Origin of the sequence: Rhizobium sp. AN80A (assembly GCF_030053015.1) — a bacterium.
GTDB lineage: Bacteria > Pseudomonadota > Alphaproteobacteria > Rhizobiales > Rhizobiaceae > Rhizobium > Rhizobium metallidurans.
Genome location: NZ_JASJPX010000003.1, coordinates 964,694 through 984,234, shown reverse-complemented (window position 1 = coordinate 984,234; position 19,541 = coordinate 964,694). Strand labels below are relative to the sequence as shown.

Genomic DNA, 19,541 nt, shown 5'->3' with positions numbered 1-19,541 from the left:
CGCGATAACCAAGATCGGTAAGCGGTGGCCTCCGACCGAGCGTTCAGACGAGCAGCTCCGGACGGATCAACATAACCTCGCATGCCCCTCCGGCCGCGAGCTCCGGCGCATGCGGCGGCCTTATGATCAGGCAGTCTGATTCCGCGAAGATCTTCATCATCGACGAATCCTGCTTGCCGAATGGCTCGACCTTCAAGGCGCCAGATGGCGAACACACCGCTCTTGCCCTGACGTAATCCTGCCGCTGGTCGTTCGCCTTCATGCCGACGGCGGCTTCCGCCATGGCGCTCCGCTTGACCGGAGGCAGAGACGCGAGCTTGCGGATCAGCGGCTCGAGAAACAGCAGGCCGCAGACGAGGCTGGAAACCGGGTTGCCTGGCAGGCCGAGCACATGCGTATCGCCGAAACTGCCGACCATCAGCGGCTTTCCCGGGCGCATGGCGATCCGCCAGAAATCGAGCTTCATGCCCGCATCGAGCAAGGTCGCCTGCACGAGATCGTGGTCTCCGACGGATGCGCCGCCCAGCGCAACGATCACGTCCACCTTGGCTTTTCTTGCTCGCTCGACGGCAGCCGTGATCGCCGCCTTGTCATCGGCGACGATGCCGAGATCGAGCACCTCGGCGCCGGCCTTGCGCGCGAGTGCCGCAATGCCGAACGTGCTGGAAGCAATGATCTGCGAGGGGCCCGGCTGCTGGCCCGGCGTCACCAGTTCGTCGCCGGTCGCAAGCAGCGCGACGAGAGGCTTGCGCCGAACGTCGAGCGTCGCATGGTTCATGCCGGCGGCAACGGTCAGTCGCGAAAAGTCGACTACTGTGCCGGCCATCAGCACCGGCGCGCCCTCGACAAAATCCTGCCCGCGCGGACGCACATGCTGGCCCGGCCGCACCGCATAGGTGGTGCGGATGCCGCTTTCGGTCTTTTCCGCATCTTCCTGCAGCAACACGCTGTCGGCGCCCTCTGGAACCGGCGCACCGGTGAAGATCCGCACGGTCTCGCCTGCTCCGACCGTGCCGCCGAAGGCATGGCCGGCCGACGACGTCCCGATCAACAGGAGTTCGCTGCCGGGCTGAAGGGCATCCTCGCCGCGCAGCGCATAGCCATCCATCGCCGATGAATTGAAGGGCGGCTGTGTCAGCCGTGCCGCGACGTCGGTGGCGAGAACACGACCATCCGCTTCAGTCAATGAAACGGTCTCGACCGCCATGACGGACTTTGCCCGCGACAGCAGGCGTTCCTGCGCATCTGCAACGGGCAGAAGGCTCATCTCGCATGCTCCGGATGCTTGAAGTCGCCCGACTTCCCGCCCGATTTCTCAAGCAGTCGGATGCCGCCGATCTCCATTGCCTTGTCTGCCGCCTTGGCCATGTCGTAGATCGTCAGGCAGGCAACCGAGACGGCTGTCAGCGCTTCCATCTCGACGCCGGTCTTTCCCGTGAGCTTGGCGGTCGCGGTGACGCGCAGGCCGGGCAGTGCGCTGTCCTCGCTGATGTCGACGGAAACTTTCGTCAGCATCAGCGGATGGCAGAGCGGGATGAGATTGCTGGTCTGCTTGGCGGCCATGATGCCGGCCAGCCGCGCCGTGCCGATCACATCGCCCTTCTTGGCGTTGCCCTCGAGGATCAGCCGAAGTGTCGCGGGTGCCATTTTCACGTGGCCTTCGGCCGTGGCGATGCGGGTGGTGTCGGCCTTGTCGCCGACATCGACCATATGCGCTTCGCCGGCCGCGTCGATATGGGTCAGACCGGCCTTCTCTCCACTCATCTTATTCGGCCGCCAGCGAGGCCTGGCCGAAGAGCAGCGCCTGCGTCGCCGCCGTCACATCGTCCTTGCGCATCAGGCTCTCGCCGACGAGGAAGGTGTTGATGCCGAAAGCCTGCAGCCGCTTGCAATCCTCATGCGTGAAGATGCCGCTCTCGCCGACCAAAAGCCTGTCATCCGGCACCATGGCCGATAGCTCCTCGCTGACGGTGAGGCTGACCTCGAAGGTTCTGAGATTGCGGTTGTTGATCCCGACCAGCGGCGACGAGAGCTTCAGCGCCCGTTCCATCTCGTCTGCGTCATGCACTTCGACGAGCACGTCCATGCCAAGCCCGAAGGCTTCGTCCTGCAGGCGTTCCGCATCGCTGTCCGTGAGCGAGGCCATGATCAGCAGAATGCAATCGGCGCCCCAGGCGCGGGCTTCCTGCACCTGATAGGTCTCGAACATGAAATCCTTGCGCAGCGCCGGCAGCTTGCAGGCCGCCCGCGCCGCCACCAGAAACTCGGGCGCGCCCTGGAAGCTCGGCGTATCGGTGAGCACGGAAAGACAGGCTGCGCCGCCGAGCTCGTAGGCTTCGGCCAGAGCCGGCGGATCGAAGTCCGGCCGGATCAGGCCCTTGGAGGGGCTTGCCTTCTTGATCTCGGCGATCAGGCCGAACTCGCCCGCATCACGCTTGGCGATCAGCGCCTTGTGGAAACCGCGCGGCGGGGTCTGGTCCTGCTGTAGCGCCTTCAGATCGGCGAGCGAAACCCTGGCTTTCGCCGCGGCGATCTCTTCGCGCTTGTAGAGTTCGATCTTCTGCAGAATGTCATTCATGTCCGTATCCTAGTCCAGGTCGTTGGATACGGCGACAAGTTTGTCGAGCGCACCCGCGGTCGCGCCGCTGTCGAGCGACTGGGCGGCGAGCCGCATGCCGTCATGCAGCGTTTCCGCCTTGCCGGCGATGACGAGCGATGCGGCGGCATTGGCCAGCGCGATATCGCGGTAGGCGTTCTTCGCGCCGCTGAGCACGTCGCGCAGCGCAGCCGCGTTGACGACGCCGTCGCCGCCCTTGATGGCCTCGAGTTCGACCGTGTCGACACCGAAATCGGCCGGCGACAGTTCGAAGCTGCGGATCTTGCCACCCTCGAGCGCCGCCACGCTGGTCTTGCCCGTTGTGGTGATCTCGTCGAGGCCGTTGCCGTGCACGACCCACACGCTCTCGGAGCCGAGATCGCGCATCACCTCGGCGATCGGCATGACGAGCTGCGGCGAATAGACACCAAGCAGCTGACGCCGTACGCCGGCCGGATTGGAGAGCGGGCCCAGAACGTTGAAGATCGTGCGCGTGCCGAGTTCGACGCGCGACGGGCCGACATGGCGCATCGCCGAATGGTGCTGCTGCGCGAACATGAAGCCGACACCGGCCTCACGGATGCAGCGCGAGATGATCTCGGGCGTTACGTCGAGCTTGACGCCCAGCGCCGCCAGGCTGTCGGCAGCACCCGATTTGGAGCTCAGAGCGCGGTTGCCGTGCTTGGCGACGGGCACGCCGGCGCCGGCGACGATCAAGGCCGCCAGCGTCGAGATGTTGTAGGTGCCGCTGGCGTCGCCGCCCGTGCCGACGATGTCGATGGCGTCGGCGGGTGCTTCCACCGTCAGCATCTTCGAACGCATGGTCGTGACGGCGCCGACGATCTCGTCGACGGTCTCGCCGCGAACCCGAAGCGCCATCAGGAAGCCGCCGATCTGCGAAGGCGTTGCCTGGCCGGACATCAGGATGTCGAAGGCCTCGCGGGCCTCCTCGCGCGTGAGAGGTTCGCGGCTTGCGGCCTTCGCCAGGAGGGGCTTCAGATCGGTCATGCGTTCAATGTCCCCTTAGCGTGATGCTGCCTGTTCGGCGAGCTGCTGGTTGACCGAGACGCCATACTGCGTCTGCAGCAGCGAGACCATCTGATCCAGGATATCGTCACCGGCGGCGTTGGCGATGGCGTTGATCTGCTGGTCCTGGTTTGCGAGCACGTCGCCGGTCGGCTCGGTGTTCACCTCGGTCACCTTCATCAGGATCTGTGTCGTCGGATCGGCGCCGACAGCGGCCGCGATCGTGTCGATCGGACCGGAGAAGGCGGCGTTGACACCAGGCGTTCCGAGAACCACGTCGTCCATCCCGCGGGTGATGCCGCTCTTGGTTTCGACGGAGATGCCGAGCGGCGCGGCGATATCGGCAAGCGCGGTGCCCTTCTGGGCTTGCTGCTTGAGCTCGTCCGCCTTCTTGGCGAGTTCGATCTTCTGCTGCTCGGCCGTCCAGTCGGCGACGGCCTTGTCGCGCACTTCGGCAAGCGGGCGGTCGCGCTCGGGCGTGACCTCACCCAGAGCGAACCAGAGATAGCCATCCGTGCCGATCGACAGCGACGGGACGTCCGCGCCCGCTTCGGCGCGGAATACGGCGCTCAGCACCTGCTGCTGTTCCGGAATGTCCTTGACGGCGTCGCCCGCCTTGTCAAGGCCGGTTGCATCGACGGCGTCGATGGTGACAGCCTTGAGCTTCAGCTGCGTGGCGATCTGGTCGAGCGTCGAGCCCGAGCTGCGCATTTCCTCGATCTGATCGTGAACGGTGATCATCTGCTGCGATGCGTTGGCGACGGCGAGCTGATTGCGCAGGTCTTCCTTGACCTCGTCGAAGGTCTTCGCGCTCTCGGGCTTGATGTTGGTGACGCGCAGGATCACCGGGCCGAAGCTGCCTTCGACGACCGGCGACGTGCCGCCGCTGCGGGAGACGGCGAAGGCCGCGTCGGCCAGCGACTGGTCGGGAATGTTGTCCTTGGTGAATTCGCCGAGCATCACGTCGTTGGCGGTCTTGCCCTGGTCGGTCACCAGCTGGTCGAAGGTCGTGCCGGTTTTCAGCGCGTTGGCGGCCGCGTCGGCGAGATCCTTGTTCTGGAAGGTCAGCTGCTCGATCGTGCGGCTCTCCGGCGTGCGGTAGGTGTCCTTGCGCTTCTCGAAATCCTCGCGGATCTGATCGTCGGTCACCGTTCCAGCGTCGGCGATGTCGGCCGGCTGCAGTTTCAGATAGGTGAACTTGCGGTACTCGGGCGCGCGATACCGCGGCTTGGCGCCTTCGAACCATTTCGCCAGTACGTCGTCGGCCGGCGCCTTGATAGGCTCGATATTGGCGTTGGTGAGCAGCAGATACTCGATGCCCCGGCTTTCCTGACGGTAGAGCTTAAGGGAATCGACGAGCGTCTTCGGCGGCGTGAAGCCGTTCGAGATCGCATCGACGATCTGGCTGCGGACGGCGACCTTGCTGCGCTCGTTGATATAGTCGTCCTCGCGGATGCCGGCATTGCGCAGGCGCGAGGTGAACAGCGAACGGTCGAACTGGCCGTTGACGGCCTTGAACGCCGGGTCGTCGCCGATCAGCTTGGCCAGGCGGTCTTCGGAGAGGCCGAGATTCATGTCCGCCGCGAGCTGGTCGAGCGAAGCGCCGGCAACCAGCTGCGAAATCACCTGCTGTTCGACGCCGAAGGCGCGCGCCTGCTCGGGCGTCAGGCGCATACCGAACTGCTGGCTGAGGTTCGAGACCTGGCGCTGATAGGCGAGGCGATACTCGTTGACGCCGACCTCCTGGTCGCCAACCTTGACCACGGTCGTGCTGGTGCTGCCGGTAAGCAGGGAGCTCGACACGCCCCAGATGCCGAAAGAGGCGACAAGGAGCAGCAACAGGAGCTTGGCGGCCCAGGTCCGGGCGGCTCTACGGAGAAGATCGAACATCGAAACGCAAACCTCGCAATATATTCGCCCGTTCGCGGGCAAAGCATTGGACGTTCCTTAGAGCAAACGCATCAGGAATTGAAGGGTTATCGCGCGAAAACATCCGCGCTATATCAGCCCCGTTTCGCGGCGCCGACCAACGACAAAAGATGCTCGCTTGCGGAACCTTTGGCGGCGCTATTTCGTTGAACAGCATTCCCAGGAAACAGGAGCAAACAATGGCCGACATGAAAACCGCCTCCGCACAGTCCACAGCCGCGCGCGTCAAGGCGGAAATCGCAACGGACGATCTGTCCGCGCAGGTGGCCGCATTGCGGGAAGATCTGGCGCGTTTGTCCGAGAGCGTCGTTGCGCTGGGGCAGGGCGCCAAGACCGCCGTTGCCGATGAAGCCTCGGTCCTGACGGAACGCGTTCGCGACAAGGTCCGCGAGGAGCCGATCCTCGCGATCGCGGTGACCGCCGGCGTGGCATACTTGTTTGGCCTGATGAGCCGCCGATAGAATATCTCGACGGAGACCGGATGGGCCGAGCCGCAAAGCTCGGCCTTTTTGCATGATATTAGCGCGAGATTTCTTGCGTGCCGTGCCGCCGGGCGGCGCGCCTTTCGATAGGCGTGCTCCGTGGACGTTGGAATAGCACTAGCGATGCGAAGTCTCACGGAAATGTGAAATACAACCGAGGGGGGATTTTTATAGAATTACTCGACACATTGTCGAGTGCCGATCCATTGCATACCAATCAATGAGGGAGTGCCATCGACATGATTCTTCATTTCCGCCGCAACGTTGTTTCCGTATAGCTTCCCGGCTCAAATTAAATCAACCTTTGGAAGTATTTGGTAAATCGTATAGAGTTGAATTAATGCGAAATATAAAAGTGAAATCCGTGCGCCGGACTTATCTTTGTGATGGCGAATAATACTTCGAATAACTTCGATGCGTCGACAATAGATATTTGGTTGTCTTGTTTCTATTGAAGTATGTTTCATCCTTTTCAAGGATGTATCGCCAACTATGGAACATATAAATGATCGTCGTTGCGGTGCTTGCGGTTAGGTTGCGCGACTGATCGCGTTAGGCGAGTGTCGTTCAAAAACCTCATTCGCGGGCAAAATTTCCGTTTTGATCAGCAATCCCTTGCTCAACCTGCAATCTATGTCATGGTACAGCCTTGGACATGAGGGGTAACAGAGATGATCAATCTTCAGTCAGCTCGCAGTGACACCAACCAAGACCAGCGTTTGCTCGATTGCCGCGCCGACGTCGAACCCGCACTCCACCAGATTATCAGGGAAGCGCAGAAGAACGGCTGGGCGGCGGCCGAGGTGGCCATGGCGATCGCCGACGCCGCCGATGATTACATTCTTCTTCTGGCGAACCGCAAAACCACCGCGCACTGACCGTCCTTTTCCTTCGCTCATCCAGCGTCTTCGCGCGTGCTCTTGCCTGATTCTGCGAGAACACGACGCCAGGACGCGGCGGGGCTGGTTGACGGTGGCGACGAAGCAGCTATAAAGCCTTCGAAACCCGATTTGGTGACACCAAACGTGTGCGGATTCCGCAACTCGTCACCGGATTGACCCGTGGATGGGTGGCCGAGTGGTTTAAGGCAACGGTCTTGAAAACCGTCGTGCGGGGAACCGTACCGTGGGTTCGATCCCACCCCATCCGCCATTTCTACGTGTTTACAGCGGATGATAATGACGCCAGCGATGGCGCGTGTGTCGAAGCGCGCGGGCAGCGCATCGGTTCCAAAGCCGCGTCGCTGACCGTTCGCCTGCGCGAACCTCCGGCCTTAAGGTGGCCGTCAGCCTCGTCGTTCAAGGTTTTCCGGTCCTTTGAGCACCGAGGTTCCCGTGAAAAGCTTTGTTATCGGCCGTAAGAGGATGTTTCGGGGCGTAGTCGCTGGCGTGTTGCTGGCGGGGGCGTTGTTTGGCGGATATATCGGCTATCTGCAGCTGAACGGCAATTTTCACCGCGTGATCTCGGGTCAACTCTATCGATCCGCGCAGCTGTCTCCGGCGGAGCTGGAGCGCCATGTCCGCGACCACGGCATCAAGACCATCATCAATCTGCGCGGCGAGAATGTGAACGCGCAGTGGTACAACGCCGAGGTCGCCACCGCCGAGCAACTCGGTGTCGAGCATATCGATTTCGGCATGTCCTCCGGGAAGGTGCTGACTCCGGAACGCGCCGATCAGCTGGTCGCGATCATGAAGGCCGCGCCCAAGCCGATCCTCATTCACTGCCAAAGCGGCGCCGATCGCACTGGTCTGGTCTCGGTACTGTACAGCCAGCAGGTCGCCGGTGTGGACGAGGACGTCGCTGAACGCCAACTCTCCGTGCGTTACGGACATGTCGCCATCCCGCACATCTCGTCGGTTTATGCGATGGATGTGAGCTGGGATCGCCTGGAGACGCATTACGGTCTCAAGGGCTAGCGGATCGGCCGCCGCGAGTTGCGTCCCGCGCCAATGGCTCTTTCAGGCCTATGTCAGAAAAGAAGGGCATCCCGTCGAGGATTGGCGGGATACGAGCCATCGTTCTCCTTGACGGTATCCCGCACGAGCACCGCGGAGACATCGAGTTGAACGACAGCAATTCCAGACGAGCACCACGTTTCTTCCGGCCGGAAGTCGGCAGCGTGACGCTCTGCCTGTTGACGACCGCCTACCTGTTGATCGCCGCCAATCAGACCTTCTGGTCGAAAGCCTTCGGATATTTTGCCGGAGATCGGTTCGGCTTCACGATTTTCGTGGTCGGCATCGCCGCGGCGAGCATGGGCGTCGTCACCTTCTTTTCCGCCAAATACGTCACCAAGCCTGTCTTGATCTTCCTCGTGATGGTCGCCTCCGCGGCATCCTGGTTCACCGATTCATTCGGTGTCATCGTCGACAAGGAAATGATCCGCAACGCCGTCGTCTCGACCAATGCCGAGGCCGGACGTCTCATCACCGCGCGCTTTGTGCTGCATCTTCTGCTCAGCGGCATCGTGCCGTCGCTGCTGATCGTCTGGGTTCGTATCCGGCATCGCCCGATCCTCAGGAAGCTCGGACATAACACGGCGGTCATCCTCGCATGCACGGCGGTTTTCGCCGTGATCGGCTTGGGTGATTACCGTGCTTTCGCCGGCATCGGCCGCGCGCATAAGGATTTGCTCGATACCTTCAATCCCTTTGTGCCGATCACCAGCGCCGTACGTTTCGCCATTTCGTCCGGCAAGGATGCGAATGTCGTGGCGCAGCCGCTAGGCACGGATGCAAGGCGCGTCAACACCGCCGCAACAGGCAAGCCCCGCGTGACGATCATCGTGCTGGGCGAGACCGCGCGCGCGCAGGATTTCTCGCTGGCCGGATATGAACGGGACACCAACCCGGAACTCGCCAAACGGAACGTCGTCTACTTCCCGAATACGAGCAGCTGCGGAACGGCCACCGCGATCTCCGTCCCGTGCATGTTCTCGATCTATCCGAGAAACGACTATACGCATCGCAAGGGCCTCGAGACGGAAAACGTCCTCGACGTGCTCGGCCGCGCCAAGGTGTCGGTATCGTGGCTCGACAACGACACCGGCAGCTATGGGGTGACGGATAGGGTCTCTTACGAATTCCTTCCCGATTCCGCCGATCCCCGTTTTTGCAGGGACGGCGAGTGCCTGGACGACATCCTGCTGGACAGGGTCGATGGCTGGCTGGACAAGGTCAAGGGCGACAGCGTGCTGGTGCTTCACCAGCTCGGCAGTCACGGCCCCGCCTATTACGCCCGCTACCCCGAGGAATTTCGCCGTTTCACACCGGATTGCCGCGCCAACGATTTCGTGGCCTGCTCGCCGGAGGAAATACGCAATGCCTATGACAATACGATCCTTTACACGGATCACGTCGTCTCCACGGTCATCGACAAGCTGAAGAAGCGCTCCGCGACGCTGGCCGCATCGGCGATCTACATGTCAGATCACGGCGAATCGCTTGGCGAAAACGGCCTGTACCTGCACGGAACGCCGTATGTTCTGGCCCCGGCGCAGCAGACAAAGGTGCCGTTCCTGGTCTGGATGTCGGACGACCTGCAGGCGTCGGCCGGCTACGACATGGCATGCCTCGCGACAAATGCGAAAAAGACGACCTCGCACGACAACTTCTTCCATAGCGTTCTGGGGATCACCGACGTTTCCACGAAGGTCTACGATCCCGCGCTCGACGTCTTTTCAAGCTGCCGGAAGGGCAACATGCGGGTCGCCAGCGTGGCGACCGGCGTGAACTGAGACGCTGGTTGCAAATCGCGACCGCGATCATGCGCCTGGGTCGCGTCGGCGCGCTCGGCCCCTCTAACATGGCAATAGTATAGATCCGCGTCCGTCGCGCAAGTATAGCGACGCCCGGCGGTCACGCTGTCGCAATAATGTCACTTATCTTTCAGGTAGTTGTCAGCCGCTCGCGGCATAGCTTGGCCTCTCGGATAATTCCTGGAGATACTTGTGCGAGCATTGAAACGACTTCGCGTTCCGCGCCCCGTAAAGGTTATCGGCGGCCTTGTTCTGTTGGCCGCCCTGACGTTTGGTGGCTATGCCGGCTATCTCCAGTTCACCGGAAACTTTCATACCGTCATTGCCGGTCAATTCTACCGCTCCGCCCAGCCGTCGCCGGCGCAGCTCGAGCGTTACATCCGCGATTACGGGATCAAGACGGTCATCAATCTCCGCGGCAACGCGGGCTATGCGAAATGGTGGGCCGAGGAGGTCGCGGTAGCGGAACGTCTCGGCGTGAAGCATGTCGATTTCGGCATGTCCGCCTCGAAGATACTGTCCGCTGAACGGGCCGACGAGCTTCTCGCCATCATGCGCGACGCTCCCAAGCCGATATTGGTCCATTGCCTCTCCGGCGCCGACCGGACCGGATTGGCTTCGGTCATGTACAGCCAGCAGATCGCGAACATGAAGGAGGACGTCGCCGAGCGTCAGCTCTCCTTCGCGTTCGGACACGTGGGTATCCCGGTTCTCTCGTCGGCATACGCGATGGATAAGACCTGGAAGAACCTCGAAAGGCACTTCGGCGTTGGTGAAGGCGAGGGCACCGCGTCTGTGCGCGACGTGCAGGCTGAAACCATCGGCACCGATCGCGGGGCCGGCTAAGGCATGCGCCGATCCCGCGCCCGGAATACAGGCAAGCAAAAGGCAAGCATCCATGAATGTGCTATTGGTCGAAGATAACCCCGTCCTTGGCGACGCCGTTTGCGACCATGTCTCGGCGAACGGACACGATGTCGAATGGTGTCAGACGCTTGCGGATGCAACAGCTGCCGCCGACCGCGGGGATCACGCGCTGGTCCTGCTCGATCTTCGCCTTCCCGACGGCAATGGCCTTTCGCTGCTTCGCCGTCTGAGGAGCAGAAGCAACGACGTCCCGATCATCATCCTGACCGCCCACGACCAGGTCTCCGATCGAGATCGAGGGCTTCAGCTGCGGTGCGACAGATTATCTGGTCAAGCCGTTCGGCCTGTCGGATCTCGATAACAGGATGCACGCGGTGTGTTCGAAACACCGCGGCAATTGCCTGAAAACGTAACGCTCACGAGGACTTGCGGGATACGCAGCCGGAAAACAGATCGAGCTTCTGGTCGTAGGCTTTTGTCGTCACGTTCATCATCCCCAGCACGCTGTGAAAGAGATTGTCGTGAGACATCGGCTGTGTCCGGGACTGCGCGACGCAGGCCATGTCGACCATCATCGATTTCTGGAAGTCCTGATCGAGCCAGACGAAGAAGGGCACGCGCGTCTGCTCTTCGGGGGCAAACATGTAAGGCGTACCGTGCAGGTAGAGACCTTTCTCACCAAGCGATTCGCCATGGTCCGACATGTAGACCATGCTCGTCGCCATCGTTCCACTCCGGCTCTTCAGCCTGTCGATGACCGTCGACAGGAAGTAGTCGGTGTAGAGGATGGTGTTGTCATAGGTGTTTACGATCTCGCTGTCCTTGCAGTTGCCGAGCTCTGAAGTCATGCACTCAGGCTTGAATTTCCGAAATGCTTCCGGATACCGGATATAGTAGGCCGGTCCGTGGCTACCCATCTGGTGAAGCACCAGCACGCTGTCCTTCTTCACGTTGCTCAGCCATTCGTCGATCTTGTCGAGGAAAACCCCGTCCTGGCATTCGCCGCCGCTGCAGAAGCGCGCGTCGGTCGATTTGGCCAGATCGACAAAGGTAACCCGGTCGGCCACGCCCTTGCTGCCGGTATTGTTGTCGAACCATGCAACGTCGACGCCCGCGCGAGACAGGACGTCCAGCAGGCCCTCGTTCGCCAGTCCCTTGTAGTGATCGTAATTGCTGCGCGTGAACTGCGAAAACATGCAGGAATCGACGTTGCCGTTGCCGTGCCGCAACTCGTCGTGTTCGGGAAGTAGACGATATCCTGTTTCTTCAACTCGGGATTGGTCTCGCGCTCGTAGCCGCCGAGCGAGAAATTCTGCGCGCGCGCCGTTTCGCCGGCGACGATGATCGTGACCCTCGGCTTGGTCGTTGGTCCGCGGGTGTCGAGACCTTTGCGTCCAGCCCGAGCGGCGTCACCACGATCGCCGCCTCCTGTCCGGCCTGAACGAAATACTTGGCCGTGCTGACGATCGCAACGACGGGGTTGAGTGTCTTCACCAGGTCGCGATGCGTGCGGATGGCGGTCGTGTAGGCCTTGGAATAGACGAGGGCTGCGACGGAAAAGACCGCAAGACAGGCGATGACGGTCACGCTGTTCCAGAGCAGCTTCTGCATGATTGGTCGATGCACGACACGCACCCACAGGACGAGGGCCACCGGAACAACTCCGAACAGCAAGGCGTGGAGAAGCAGGCCAGGCGTAATCAGATGCTGGGCTTCGGAGGGCGTCGTCTGCATCGCGTTGCGGATCATGTCCGTATCGATGACGACGCCGAAGGAGTCCGTGAACCAGGCGGCCATCGCGGCTGCGATGATCAGGAAGATCAGCACCGGCTTGATCACGTATTTGGCCGAGAACAGCGTGGTCGCGGCGATGAACAGCGTGATGATCGCGATGTACAGTGCGATGACCGCGCCCGGTTCGAAGCCGAGATAGGCGTGAACCTTCTTCCAGAAGGTGAAATTGGTGAACAGAGCGAGATAGAGACCGACGATCGCGGAAAGGGTGACGCTGCCGATTGTTGGACGGGTCAGCAGGAATTTACGGACGTGTTTTTTTTCTGTCATGCCGATACTCTATGGTCTTTCTGCACACCGAATGGGCGAGAGCCGACCGCGCTTCATCACCGCAAAGGTCGTAAGTGCGGCAGAACCCTGACACCAACCTGAACGACTTTCCGGGCAAGCTCCCGCGGAAGACGCTGTTACGCGCTCGGGCGTCACGGCAGAGGTAGGGCTGGAAGCGATAGTCGCCGGCAGCAAGATCGGTCTGCGCTGGCGCTGTCATCCCGGATCGAATGCGAGCCTCCGCCGGACAGTAAGGTCTACGCAAGCAACCGGGCACAAAAGTATCCTCGAATATCTGCACATCAGTGAAGCGGCGGCGCAGCACGCCACCGCCGTCGCTGCTGTCGGTCAATGGAGTTGATGCTTTGAACAATGCTGCCGCCAGGATCCTCGAGGCTGAAGAAGAAGGGCATGTGATCGCCGGCAAGGCGGTGATCGTGCGCGCCGTCTATGAAGGCAAGGACGTCACACCCTATTGGGAGATGTTGATGGCACGGGTGTCGGCGAACCTCGCCGACGCGGGCGCCTTCATGGATCTCTCGATCATTCTCCAGGTGCTCGGCAGGTCCGATGAGGCCGCCATCGCCCAAAATGGGGCGCTGGAGACAAGCCGCGACTACCGGATTCGCAACGGCATGGGCACGGGGATTCGCGTGCTGGTGATCGTCACGCGCGGCGACTTCATGGCCAACACGCCGATCGAATTCCTGCTGGAGAGCTCCGACACCAGTATCCTGCTTCACTATGTCGACGAGACGACCGCAGCTCTCGACAACGTCCCCGAACACGACGTCGCCTTCGTGGCGGTCGGCGAATCGCCCGACAATCGCCCGGTGCTCGAAAATCTCGAACGCATGCTGGAGACCTGGAAGGGTCCGATCCTCAACAATGCGCCACGCGCGATCATCGATCTGTCGCGTGAGGGTGTCTCGGAAGCGTTTCGGGACGAGCCCAGCATTTTAGCCCCGCTCACAAGTCGGATCGCGCGCGCGGAGTTGCGTGATCTCGCGAATGGAACGCGTGGGCTCGACACGGTCGACGGCCTCTCCACCTTTCCGGTCATTGTCCGCCCGACAGGCACGCATGCCGGTCACGGCATGGAAAAGATCGCAAGCGAAGACGAGCTGGCTGGCTATCTGGAAGGGCGCGACGAGACCGATTTCTATATCGCCCCCTTCATCGATTACAGCAGCGAGGATGGCAAGTTTCGCAAGCAGCGCATCGCGGTGATCGATGGCAAGCCCTATGCGAGCCATCTCGCGATCTCGGATCACTGGATGGTGCATTATCTCAGCGCCGGCATGGCCGAGCACGGCGAGCGGCGTCTGGAAGAGGCGTCGTGGATGGAGAATTTCGACGAGGATTTCGCGATGCGTCACGCGAAAGCCTTCGATGCGCTGAGCCGCCGCTTCGGTCTCGACTATTTCGCGGTCGACTGCGCGGAGCTCTCCGACGGGCGTCTGCTGCTCTTTGAAGCCGACGTCGCCATGATCGTGCACTCGATGGATTCCGAAACGGTCTTTCCCTACAAGAAAAAGCCGATGGCGGCACTGTTCGCGGCGTTTGAAAACGCCCTTGCGAAGCGCGTGGTGCGAGACGCCAAGGCCGGTCCCCTGTTGGTCGTCAAGACGCTCTGATCACAAAACCCCAGCATTCCCAGCATATGGAGACGACATGATCGCCGCCACCAAGATGACCGATGACGCGTCGGACGACCATGGGCTTCTCGGCGATCGGACGAGTGCTGGTCATGCCCTGTCGCTGCTGCTTTCGGCGGGCGGCGACGGGCGCATCCAGCTCGACCCGGAAACGGGCCGCAATCGCTACGGGACGCGAACGATCCCCTCCGGAAGCGAGATCTCGTTTGCTTCCACGACCGCCAGCAACGTGTCATCACAGGGTTTTGCGGCTGCCGACGGTCAACTGAAGCGTCTGTTCGGTGTCGATGGATCGCATGCCGTCGCGATGGACCAATGGTTCGCTGACATCCGCGATCGTATCGGTCGCCATCTCGGCTGCCCCGGCAGCGGCGTCGTTCTTGCGGCATCCGGCACCGACGTGGAGCTTCTCGCTCTCGGCCTGACGCTGGCGCTGTCGAAGCGGCCGGTGACGAACATCCTGATCGCGCCGGAGGAAACCGGCAGCGGTATCCCGAGGGCCGCGGCAGGAAGGCATTTCGCCGAGGCGACGGCGCTCGGATATCGTGCTGCCGCGGGCGAGATGCTCGACGGCATATCTGCCGACCGCGTCGAGGTGCGGACAGTGGCGATCCGCAACGACGCGGGACAGGCGCGCAGCGCCGACGACATCGATCGCGACGTCATTGCGCTGGCGGAAGATGCGTTGAAACGCGACCGCGACGTCCTCCTGCATGTTCTCGATACGTCGAAAACTGGTCTGACGGCGGTCACGCGCGCCGCCGCGCGCCACGTCGCGGGGCTGGCGCCGGGCCGCGTCCGTGTTCTGGTCGATGCCTGCCAGTTCCGCTGCGGTAGCGCCGACCTTCGCCGCGATATCGCCGACGGTTTCCTCGTCGCCGTGACCGGCTCGAAATTCCTGGCCGGCCCACCCTTCGCCGGTGCTCTTGCTCTTCCGCCCGCGCTGGCCGACGAATTGGCCGTGACGGCGCCGCTCGCGGCCGGCCTTTCGCACTACACGGCTCTTCACGACTGGTCGGCGCTGATGCGCGGCCGGACCGAACTGGAGTTCGGCTCGCACTTCAATCTCGGCCTCGGCTTGCGGTGGATCGCCGCGCTCGAACAGCTCGATCCGCTGACAGCAGTCGGAGCCGACCTGCAGCGCAAGATCAGGCAAGCATTCGCCGACCTCGTGCGCCTGCGCGCCGCTCGTCTCGACGGTGCTCTGATCCACGCCGACGACGAGGGCGACCACATTGTCGACCGCGCGATCGTCCCGCTGACGATCACCACCGGCTCCGACGCTTTCGCATCGCTCGCGTACACGCAGCGCCTGCATCGGTCGCTCCGCGAGGATGTCGCCGGACCGGTCTGCCACGTCGGGCAGGCGGTCAATCTGGGGAGCCGCACGATCCTGCGGATCGCCGCCTCGGCTACCGACATCAACGCCGTATCGGCGAGATTGGTCGAGGGCGCCAGCATGGATCGGGCAATGCAACCGATCGCCGACGATCTCGATAGGCTGTTCGACAAGTGGGCCATCCTGTCCCGATCCGTTCGAGGGATGTGATGTCTCGTATGCAGCAACCAGATGTGTCGACAGGCCCGGATGCTCTCGAGCGCAAGACGAGCCTCGATCCCACCGACTGGCAGGCGTTTCGCCAGGCCGCGCACCGCATGCTCGACGATACGATCGACCATATCGCCAATGTCGGGCAAAAGCCGGTCTGGCAGCCGATGCCGCCGGAAACGCGAGCGAAATTCACGCGCTCGCTGCCGCTGGATCCGCGCGCGCTCGATGACGTCCTTGGCGACGTGCGTGAGCACATCTTTCCTTACGCAACGGGCAATCTGCATCCGCTTTTCATGGGATGGGTCCACGGCGCCGGCACGCCGGTCGGGATGGTGGCCGAGATGGTCGCCGCCGGACTGAACATGAACTGCGGCGGCCGCGATCATGTCGGCATCGAGGTCGAGAAGCAGATCACGCGCTGGATGGCTGAAGCGCTCGGCTATCCGCGATCGGCAAGCGGCCTGTTCGTCACCGGCTCGTCCATGGCCAACTTCCTGGCGCTGATCGTTGCCAGAACCGAAGCGCTGGGCGAGGGCGTTCGGCGGGATGGTGTGGGTGCAACCGGCGAGCAACTCGTCGCCTATACATCGTCGCAGGCGCATGTCTGCATCGCCCAGGCGATGGAGCTATCGGGCATCGGTTCCGCGAACCTGCGCTCCGTCGCCGTCGACGAAGCCGGCCGCATGAGCATGCAGGCGCTGAGGGCCGCCATCGCAAAAGACCGCGCGCAGGGTTTTCGCCCCTTCCTCGTGGTGGGGACGGCGGGAACCGTCAATGCCGGCGCCATCGATCCTCTGGAGGAGATCGCCGGGATCGCCGAAGCGGAGAAAATCTGGTTTCACGTCGATGGCGCGATAGGCGCCTTGGGCGTGCTGGCGCCCGCATTGAAAAACCTGTTCGCAGGCATCGAGCGCTCGGCTTCCGTGGCGCTTGATTTCCACAAGTGGGGCCACGTTCCATATGATGCCGGCTTCCTGCTGGTGCGCGACAGCGACGCTCACAAGCGAGCCTTCGCGCAGCCGGCCGCCTATCTGCAGCGCTCGGGCAGGGGGCTTGCGGCCGGCGATACCTGGCCCTGCGACCTCGGACCCGACCTGTCCCGTGGCTTCCGGGCGCTGAAGACCTGGATGACGATCGAGACGCTCGGCGCGGAGCGCATGGGCGACGCGATGGCCCATACGTGCGAGCTCGCTCGCTATCTTGCCGCACGCCTTGACCGTGACCCGCGTTTCGAGATCAGGGCGCCGGTTGCGCTCAATATCGTCTGCTTCGGCATTGGCGGAGCCAATGACGATTTCATCCGGGAACTCGTGCTCGATCTGCACGAATCAGGCCTCGCGGCTCCATCGTGGACCACGGTGGACGGCGAACTTGCAGTGCGCTGCGCGATCGTCAACCACCGGACGACGAAGGCTGATATCGACAGCTTCGTCACAATTCTCTCGCAGCGTCTCGGTTAGCCTTTTCATCGGCCCGGCCTTGCATTGTGGCGTTATTGACACAGGTCGCCAATCAATCCTCCGCCCGCCGAAATGAAATAGGGCTGTTACAAACGGCGGCGAATATCGCCGGGTTGATAACCTGGGGACCATTCATGCGTCGCGCATTCCGCCTGTCCACATACGCATTCGTCGCAGCCGCCTGTCTCTACGCCCCGGCGCAAGCCGAGGATCTGCAGTTTTCCGTATACGGCGGCTACCAGACAGCGCCGCACAGCGGCGTCGACGTGTCCGATGGAACCAGCTTCAACGCCGGCTGGGAAGGCAAGTCCTTCAGCACGCCGCCCTACTATGGCGCACGCGCCATCTGGTGGCTCGAGAACTTCAACTATCCCAACCTCGGCCTGTCGATCGATTACACCCACGCCAAGGTCTACGCCGACGAGAAGACGCTCGCCACGTCGGGCTGGTCCAAGTTCGAATTCACCGACGGTTTGAACCTTGTGACCGCGAACGCGCTCTATCGCTTCCCGCAGGAGGGCAAGCGCTGGACGCCCTATGTCGGCGCCGGTGTCGGCCTCAACATCCCGCATGTCGAAGTGACGCGCCCATCCGGCACGACGTTCGGCTACGAAGTCGGCGGCGTCACGTTCCAGGCCCAGGCCGGCGTCGACTTCCGCATCACCGACCGCTGGTCGACCTTCCTTGAGTACAAGGGAAACTATTCGCTTGTGAACGTGCCGATCGACAGCGGCGACAAGCTCAAGACAAACATCATCACCAATGCCGTTAACCTCGGTGTTTCATTCCGTTTCTGACGGCCGGATTCCGGCGGGTTGAGACGGCTTGGATGTGTCGGATCGCTTCGTTAATTTAGCGATTCATTAACCATATTGATTAGAATTGTCTCTATCTGGGCGAAAGCTTTCGCAAATTCGCCGTGAAAGCCGCATGATTAAAGTCTCGTTAGGTTGATGACGGTACGGCTAGTTTGCCTGAAAAGGCGGACTTTGAGCCATAACGGTCTTGAGCGGCGTGGAACATATGAGACGAGACTTCCGGGCGGCGGCATTTGCGACACCTATGCGGTGGGTGGGCTTGTCGCTTATCAGTGTGATGGTGACCGCATGCGGAACGGCGCCCACGACGACGGCCAAGCGCACGCACGGCAAGGAATATTTTTCCGAGAAGGAATACGGCGTCAAGGCGAGCCCGCGCGTTGCCAATGGCAACAACATCCCCAAGGGCGGCGGGCGTTACCTTGTCGGCAATCCCTACGTCGTCAAGGGCAAGACCTATTACCCGAAGGAAGACTTCTCCTATAACAAGGTCGGCATCGCCTCCTGGTACGGCTCGGCCTTCCATGGGCGCCTGACAGCCAACGGCGAAGTCTACGACCAGATGTCCATTTCCGCCGCCCATCCGACTTTCCCGTTGCCGAGCTATGCACGCGTCACCAATGTCGAAAATGGCTCGTCGATCATAGTGCGCGTCAACGATCGCGGCCCGTATCACGAAGGCCGCATTATCGATCTCTCGAACAAGACCGCCGATATGCTCGATCTCCGGCGTAGCGGCACCGGCAATGTGCGCGTGCAGTATGTCGGCAAGGCCCGCATGGATGGCTACGACATGCCGTATCTGATGGCCTCCTACGTGCCGAAGGGCAGCCGTATCCCGGGCGTGTCGCCGGGCGAGGGGCAGATCGCCAGCGGCGTCATGGTGGCGTCCAACAGCAAGCGCATCACGCGCGACGAAATCCAGAGTTTCGGCGGCTTCACTCCGCCGGCGGAAGACAGCGTTCCCGTTCCGCAGTCCGCCACCTCCTACGCCGGATCGACCCCGAGCGAGCCCTATGCCGCCGCGGTTCCCACACCTTTGCGCACGCCGTCTTTCGACAATGCCGCTTCCCCATCGTTCGATGAGGTCGTTGTTCTGCCTGAAGTCGGTCCCTATCCCTACGAGCGGCCTTATGGCTGGCAGCAGGGATCGATGGCCATGGGCTACCAGGAAGAGGGCGCGAAGACTGTCGCGGTCGGTCTCGCCTTCGATGCGGTAATGGTCCGCAATGACGGCTTGACCGAAGAAAGCATCCTGGCATCATTCAAGCGTCAGCAGGCATCGAAGTCTGCGTTGAAGTAAATGTTTCCCAGGTCTCTCGGGATCGG

Annotated in this window: 16 protein-coding genes, 1 tRNA gene and 1 pseudogene; 12 read left to right on the top strand and 6 right to left on the bottom strand. The window is 61.9% G+C overall.

Annotation, left to right across the window (positions count from 1 at the left end; translation table 11 throughout):
- Positions 1–43: 43 nt before the first annotated feature.
- From glp to P3R82_RS16350, 5 genes are read right to left on the bottom strand one after another with little or no spacing between them, the layout of a single operon-like run.
- A complete protein-coding gene (gene glp / locus P3R82_RS16370) occupies positions 44–1,267 on the bottom strand; it encodes a gephyrin-like molybdotransferase Glp (RefSeq protein WP_283194596.1) in 1,224 nt (407 codons plus the stop codon).
- Positions 1,264–1,764 carry a cyclic pyranopterin monophosphate synthase MoaC gene (moaC, locus tag P3R82_RS16365; RefSeq protein ID WP_283194595.1) on the bottom strand — a complete coding sequence of 167 codons (501 nt, stop codon included), beginning with the start codon at positions 1,762–1,764 and terminating at the stop codon, positions 1,264–1,266. Before moaC ends, glp begins: the two co-directional genes overlap by 4 nt.
- 1 nt (position 1,765) lies before the next feature.
- Positions 1,766–2,578, bottom strand: coding sequence for an indole-3-glycerol phosphate synthase TrpC (gene trpC, locus P3R82_RS16360; RefSeq protein WP_283194594.1), 813 nt, complete (start codon positions 2,576–2,578; stop codon positions 1,766–1,768).
- A 9-nt stretch (positions 2,579–2,587) separates the two neighbouring features.
- Positions 2,588–3,604, bottom strand: coding sequence for an anthranilate phosphoribosyltransferase (trpD, locus tag P3R82_RS16355; RefSeq protein WP_183900235.1), 1,017 nt, complete (start codon positions 3,602–3,604; stop codon positions 2,588–2,590).
- Between the two features lie 15 nt (positions 3,605–3,619).
- Positions 3,620–5,512 (bottom strand): peptidylprolyl isomerase, encoded by a 1,893-nt coding sequence (locus P3R82_RS16350; protein ID WP_283194593.1) that lies wholly within the window; start codon positions 5,510–5,512, stop codon positions 3,620–3,622.
- A 218-nt stretch (positions 5,513–5,730) separates the two neighbouring features.
- Between P3R82_RS16350 and P3R82_RS16345 the strand changes: the two genes are divergently transcribed.
- From P3R82_RS16345 to P3R82_RS16315, 7 genes are all read left to right on the top strand, one after another.
- On the top strand, positions 5,731–6,012 hold the full coding sequence (locus tag P3R82_RS16345) for a hypothetical protein (RefSeq protein WP_018899882.1): 282 nt from the start codon (positions 5,731–5,733) through the stop codon (positions 6,010–6,012).
- A 692-nt stretch (positions 6,013–6,704) separates the two neighbouring features.
- Positions 6,705–6,911, top strand: coding sequence for a hypothetical protein (locus tag P3R82_RS16340; RefSeq protein ID WP_283194592.1), 207 nt, complete (start codon positions 6,705–6,707; stop codon positions 6,909–6,911).
- 185 nt (positions 6,912–7,096) lie between these two features.
- Positions 7,097–7,185 (top strand) — tRNA-Ser (locus P3R82_RS16335).
- Positions 7,186–7,397: 212 nt separating this feature from the next.
- Entirely contained in the window at positions 7,398–7,952 is a 555-nt protein-coding gene (locus P3R82_RS16330; protein WP_283194591.1) for a dual specificity protein phosphatase family protein, read from the top strand.
- Positions 7,953–8,098: 146 nt separating this feature from the next.
- Positions 8,099–9,772, top strand: a complete 1,674-nt coding sequence (locus P3R82_RS16325) for a phosphoethanolamine--lipid A transferase (RefSeq protein ID WP_283194590.1) — start codon at positions 8,099–8,101, stop codon at positions 9,770–9,772.
- A 222-nt stretch (positions 9,773–9,994) separates the two neighbouring features.
- Positions 9,995–10,639 carry a tyrosine-protein phosphatase gene (locus P3R82_RS16320; protein ID WP_283194589.1) on the top strand — a complete coding sequence of 215 codons (645 nt, stop codon included), beginning with the start codon at positions 9,995–9,997 and terminating at the stop codon, positions 10,637–10,639.
- A gap of 52 nt (positions 10,640–10,691) precedes the next feature.
- Complete coding sequence (locus tag P3R82_RS16315; RefSeq protein ID WP_283194588.1) at positions 10,692–11,021, top strand: response regulator; 330 nt, start codon at positions 10,692–10,694, stop codon at positions 11,019–11,021.
- A gap of 55 nt (positions 11,022–11,076) precedes the next feature.
- On the opposite strand, the pseudogene P3R82_RS16310 reads toward P3R82_RS16315, so the two are convergent.
- A pseudogene (locus tag P3R82_RS16310) lies at positions 11,077–12,724 on the bottom strand (phosphoethanolamine--lipid A transferase).
- Positions 12,725–13,089: 365 nt separating this feature from the next.
- Here P3R82_RS16310 and P3R82_RS16305 point away from each other — a divergent pair.
- The 5 genes from P3R82_RS16305 to P3R82_RS16285 all read left to right on the top strand — a co-directional run bounded on the left by P3R82_RS16305 (position 13,090) and on the right by P3R82_RS16285 (position 19,515).
- Complete coding sequence (locus P3R82_RS16305; protein WP_283194587.1) at positions 13,090–14,361, top strand: tetratricopeptide repeat-containing protein; 1,272 nt, start codon at positions 13,090–13,092, stop codon at positions 14,359–14,361.
- 37 nt (positions 14,362–14,398) lie between these two features.
- A complete protein-coding gene (locus P3R82_RS16300) occupies positions 14,399–15,931 on the top strand; it encodes a hypothetical protein (protein WP_283194586.1) in 1,533 nt (510 codons plus the stop codon).
- Entirely contained in the window at positions 15,931–17,394 is a 1,464-nt protein-coding gene (locus P3R82_RS16295; protein WP_283194585.1) for a pyridoxal-dependent decarboxylase, read from the top strand. Before P3R82_RS16300 ends, P3R82_RS16295 begins: the two co-directional genes overlap by 1 nt.
- Before the next feature lie 134 nt (positions 17,395–17,528).
- Positions 17,529–18,191, top strand: coding sequence for a porin family protein (locus tag P3R82_RS16290; RefSeq protein ID WP_183902044.1), 663 nt, complete (start codon positions 17,529–17,531; stop codon positions 18,189–18,191).
- A gap of 226 nt (positions 18,192–18,417) precedes the next feature.
- Entirely contained in the window at positions 18,418–19,515 is a 1,098-nt protein-coding gene (locus P3R82_RS16285; RefSeq protein ID WP_283194584.1) for a septal ring lytic transglycosylase RlpA family protein, read from the top strand.
- The last annotated feature ends 26 nt before the right edge of the window (positions 19,516–19,541 follow it).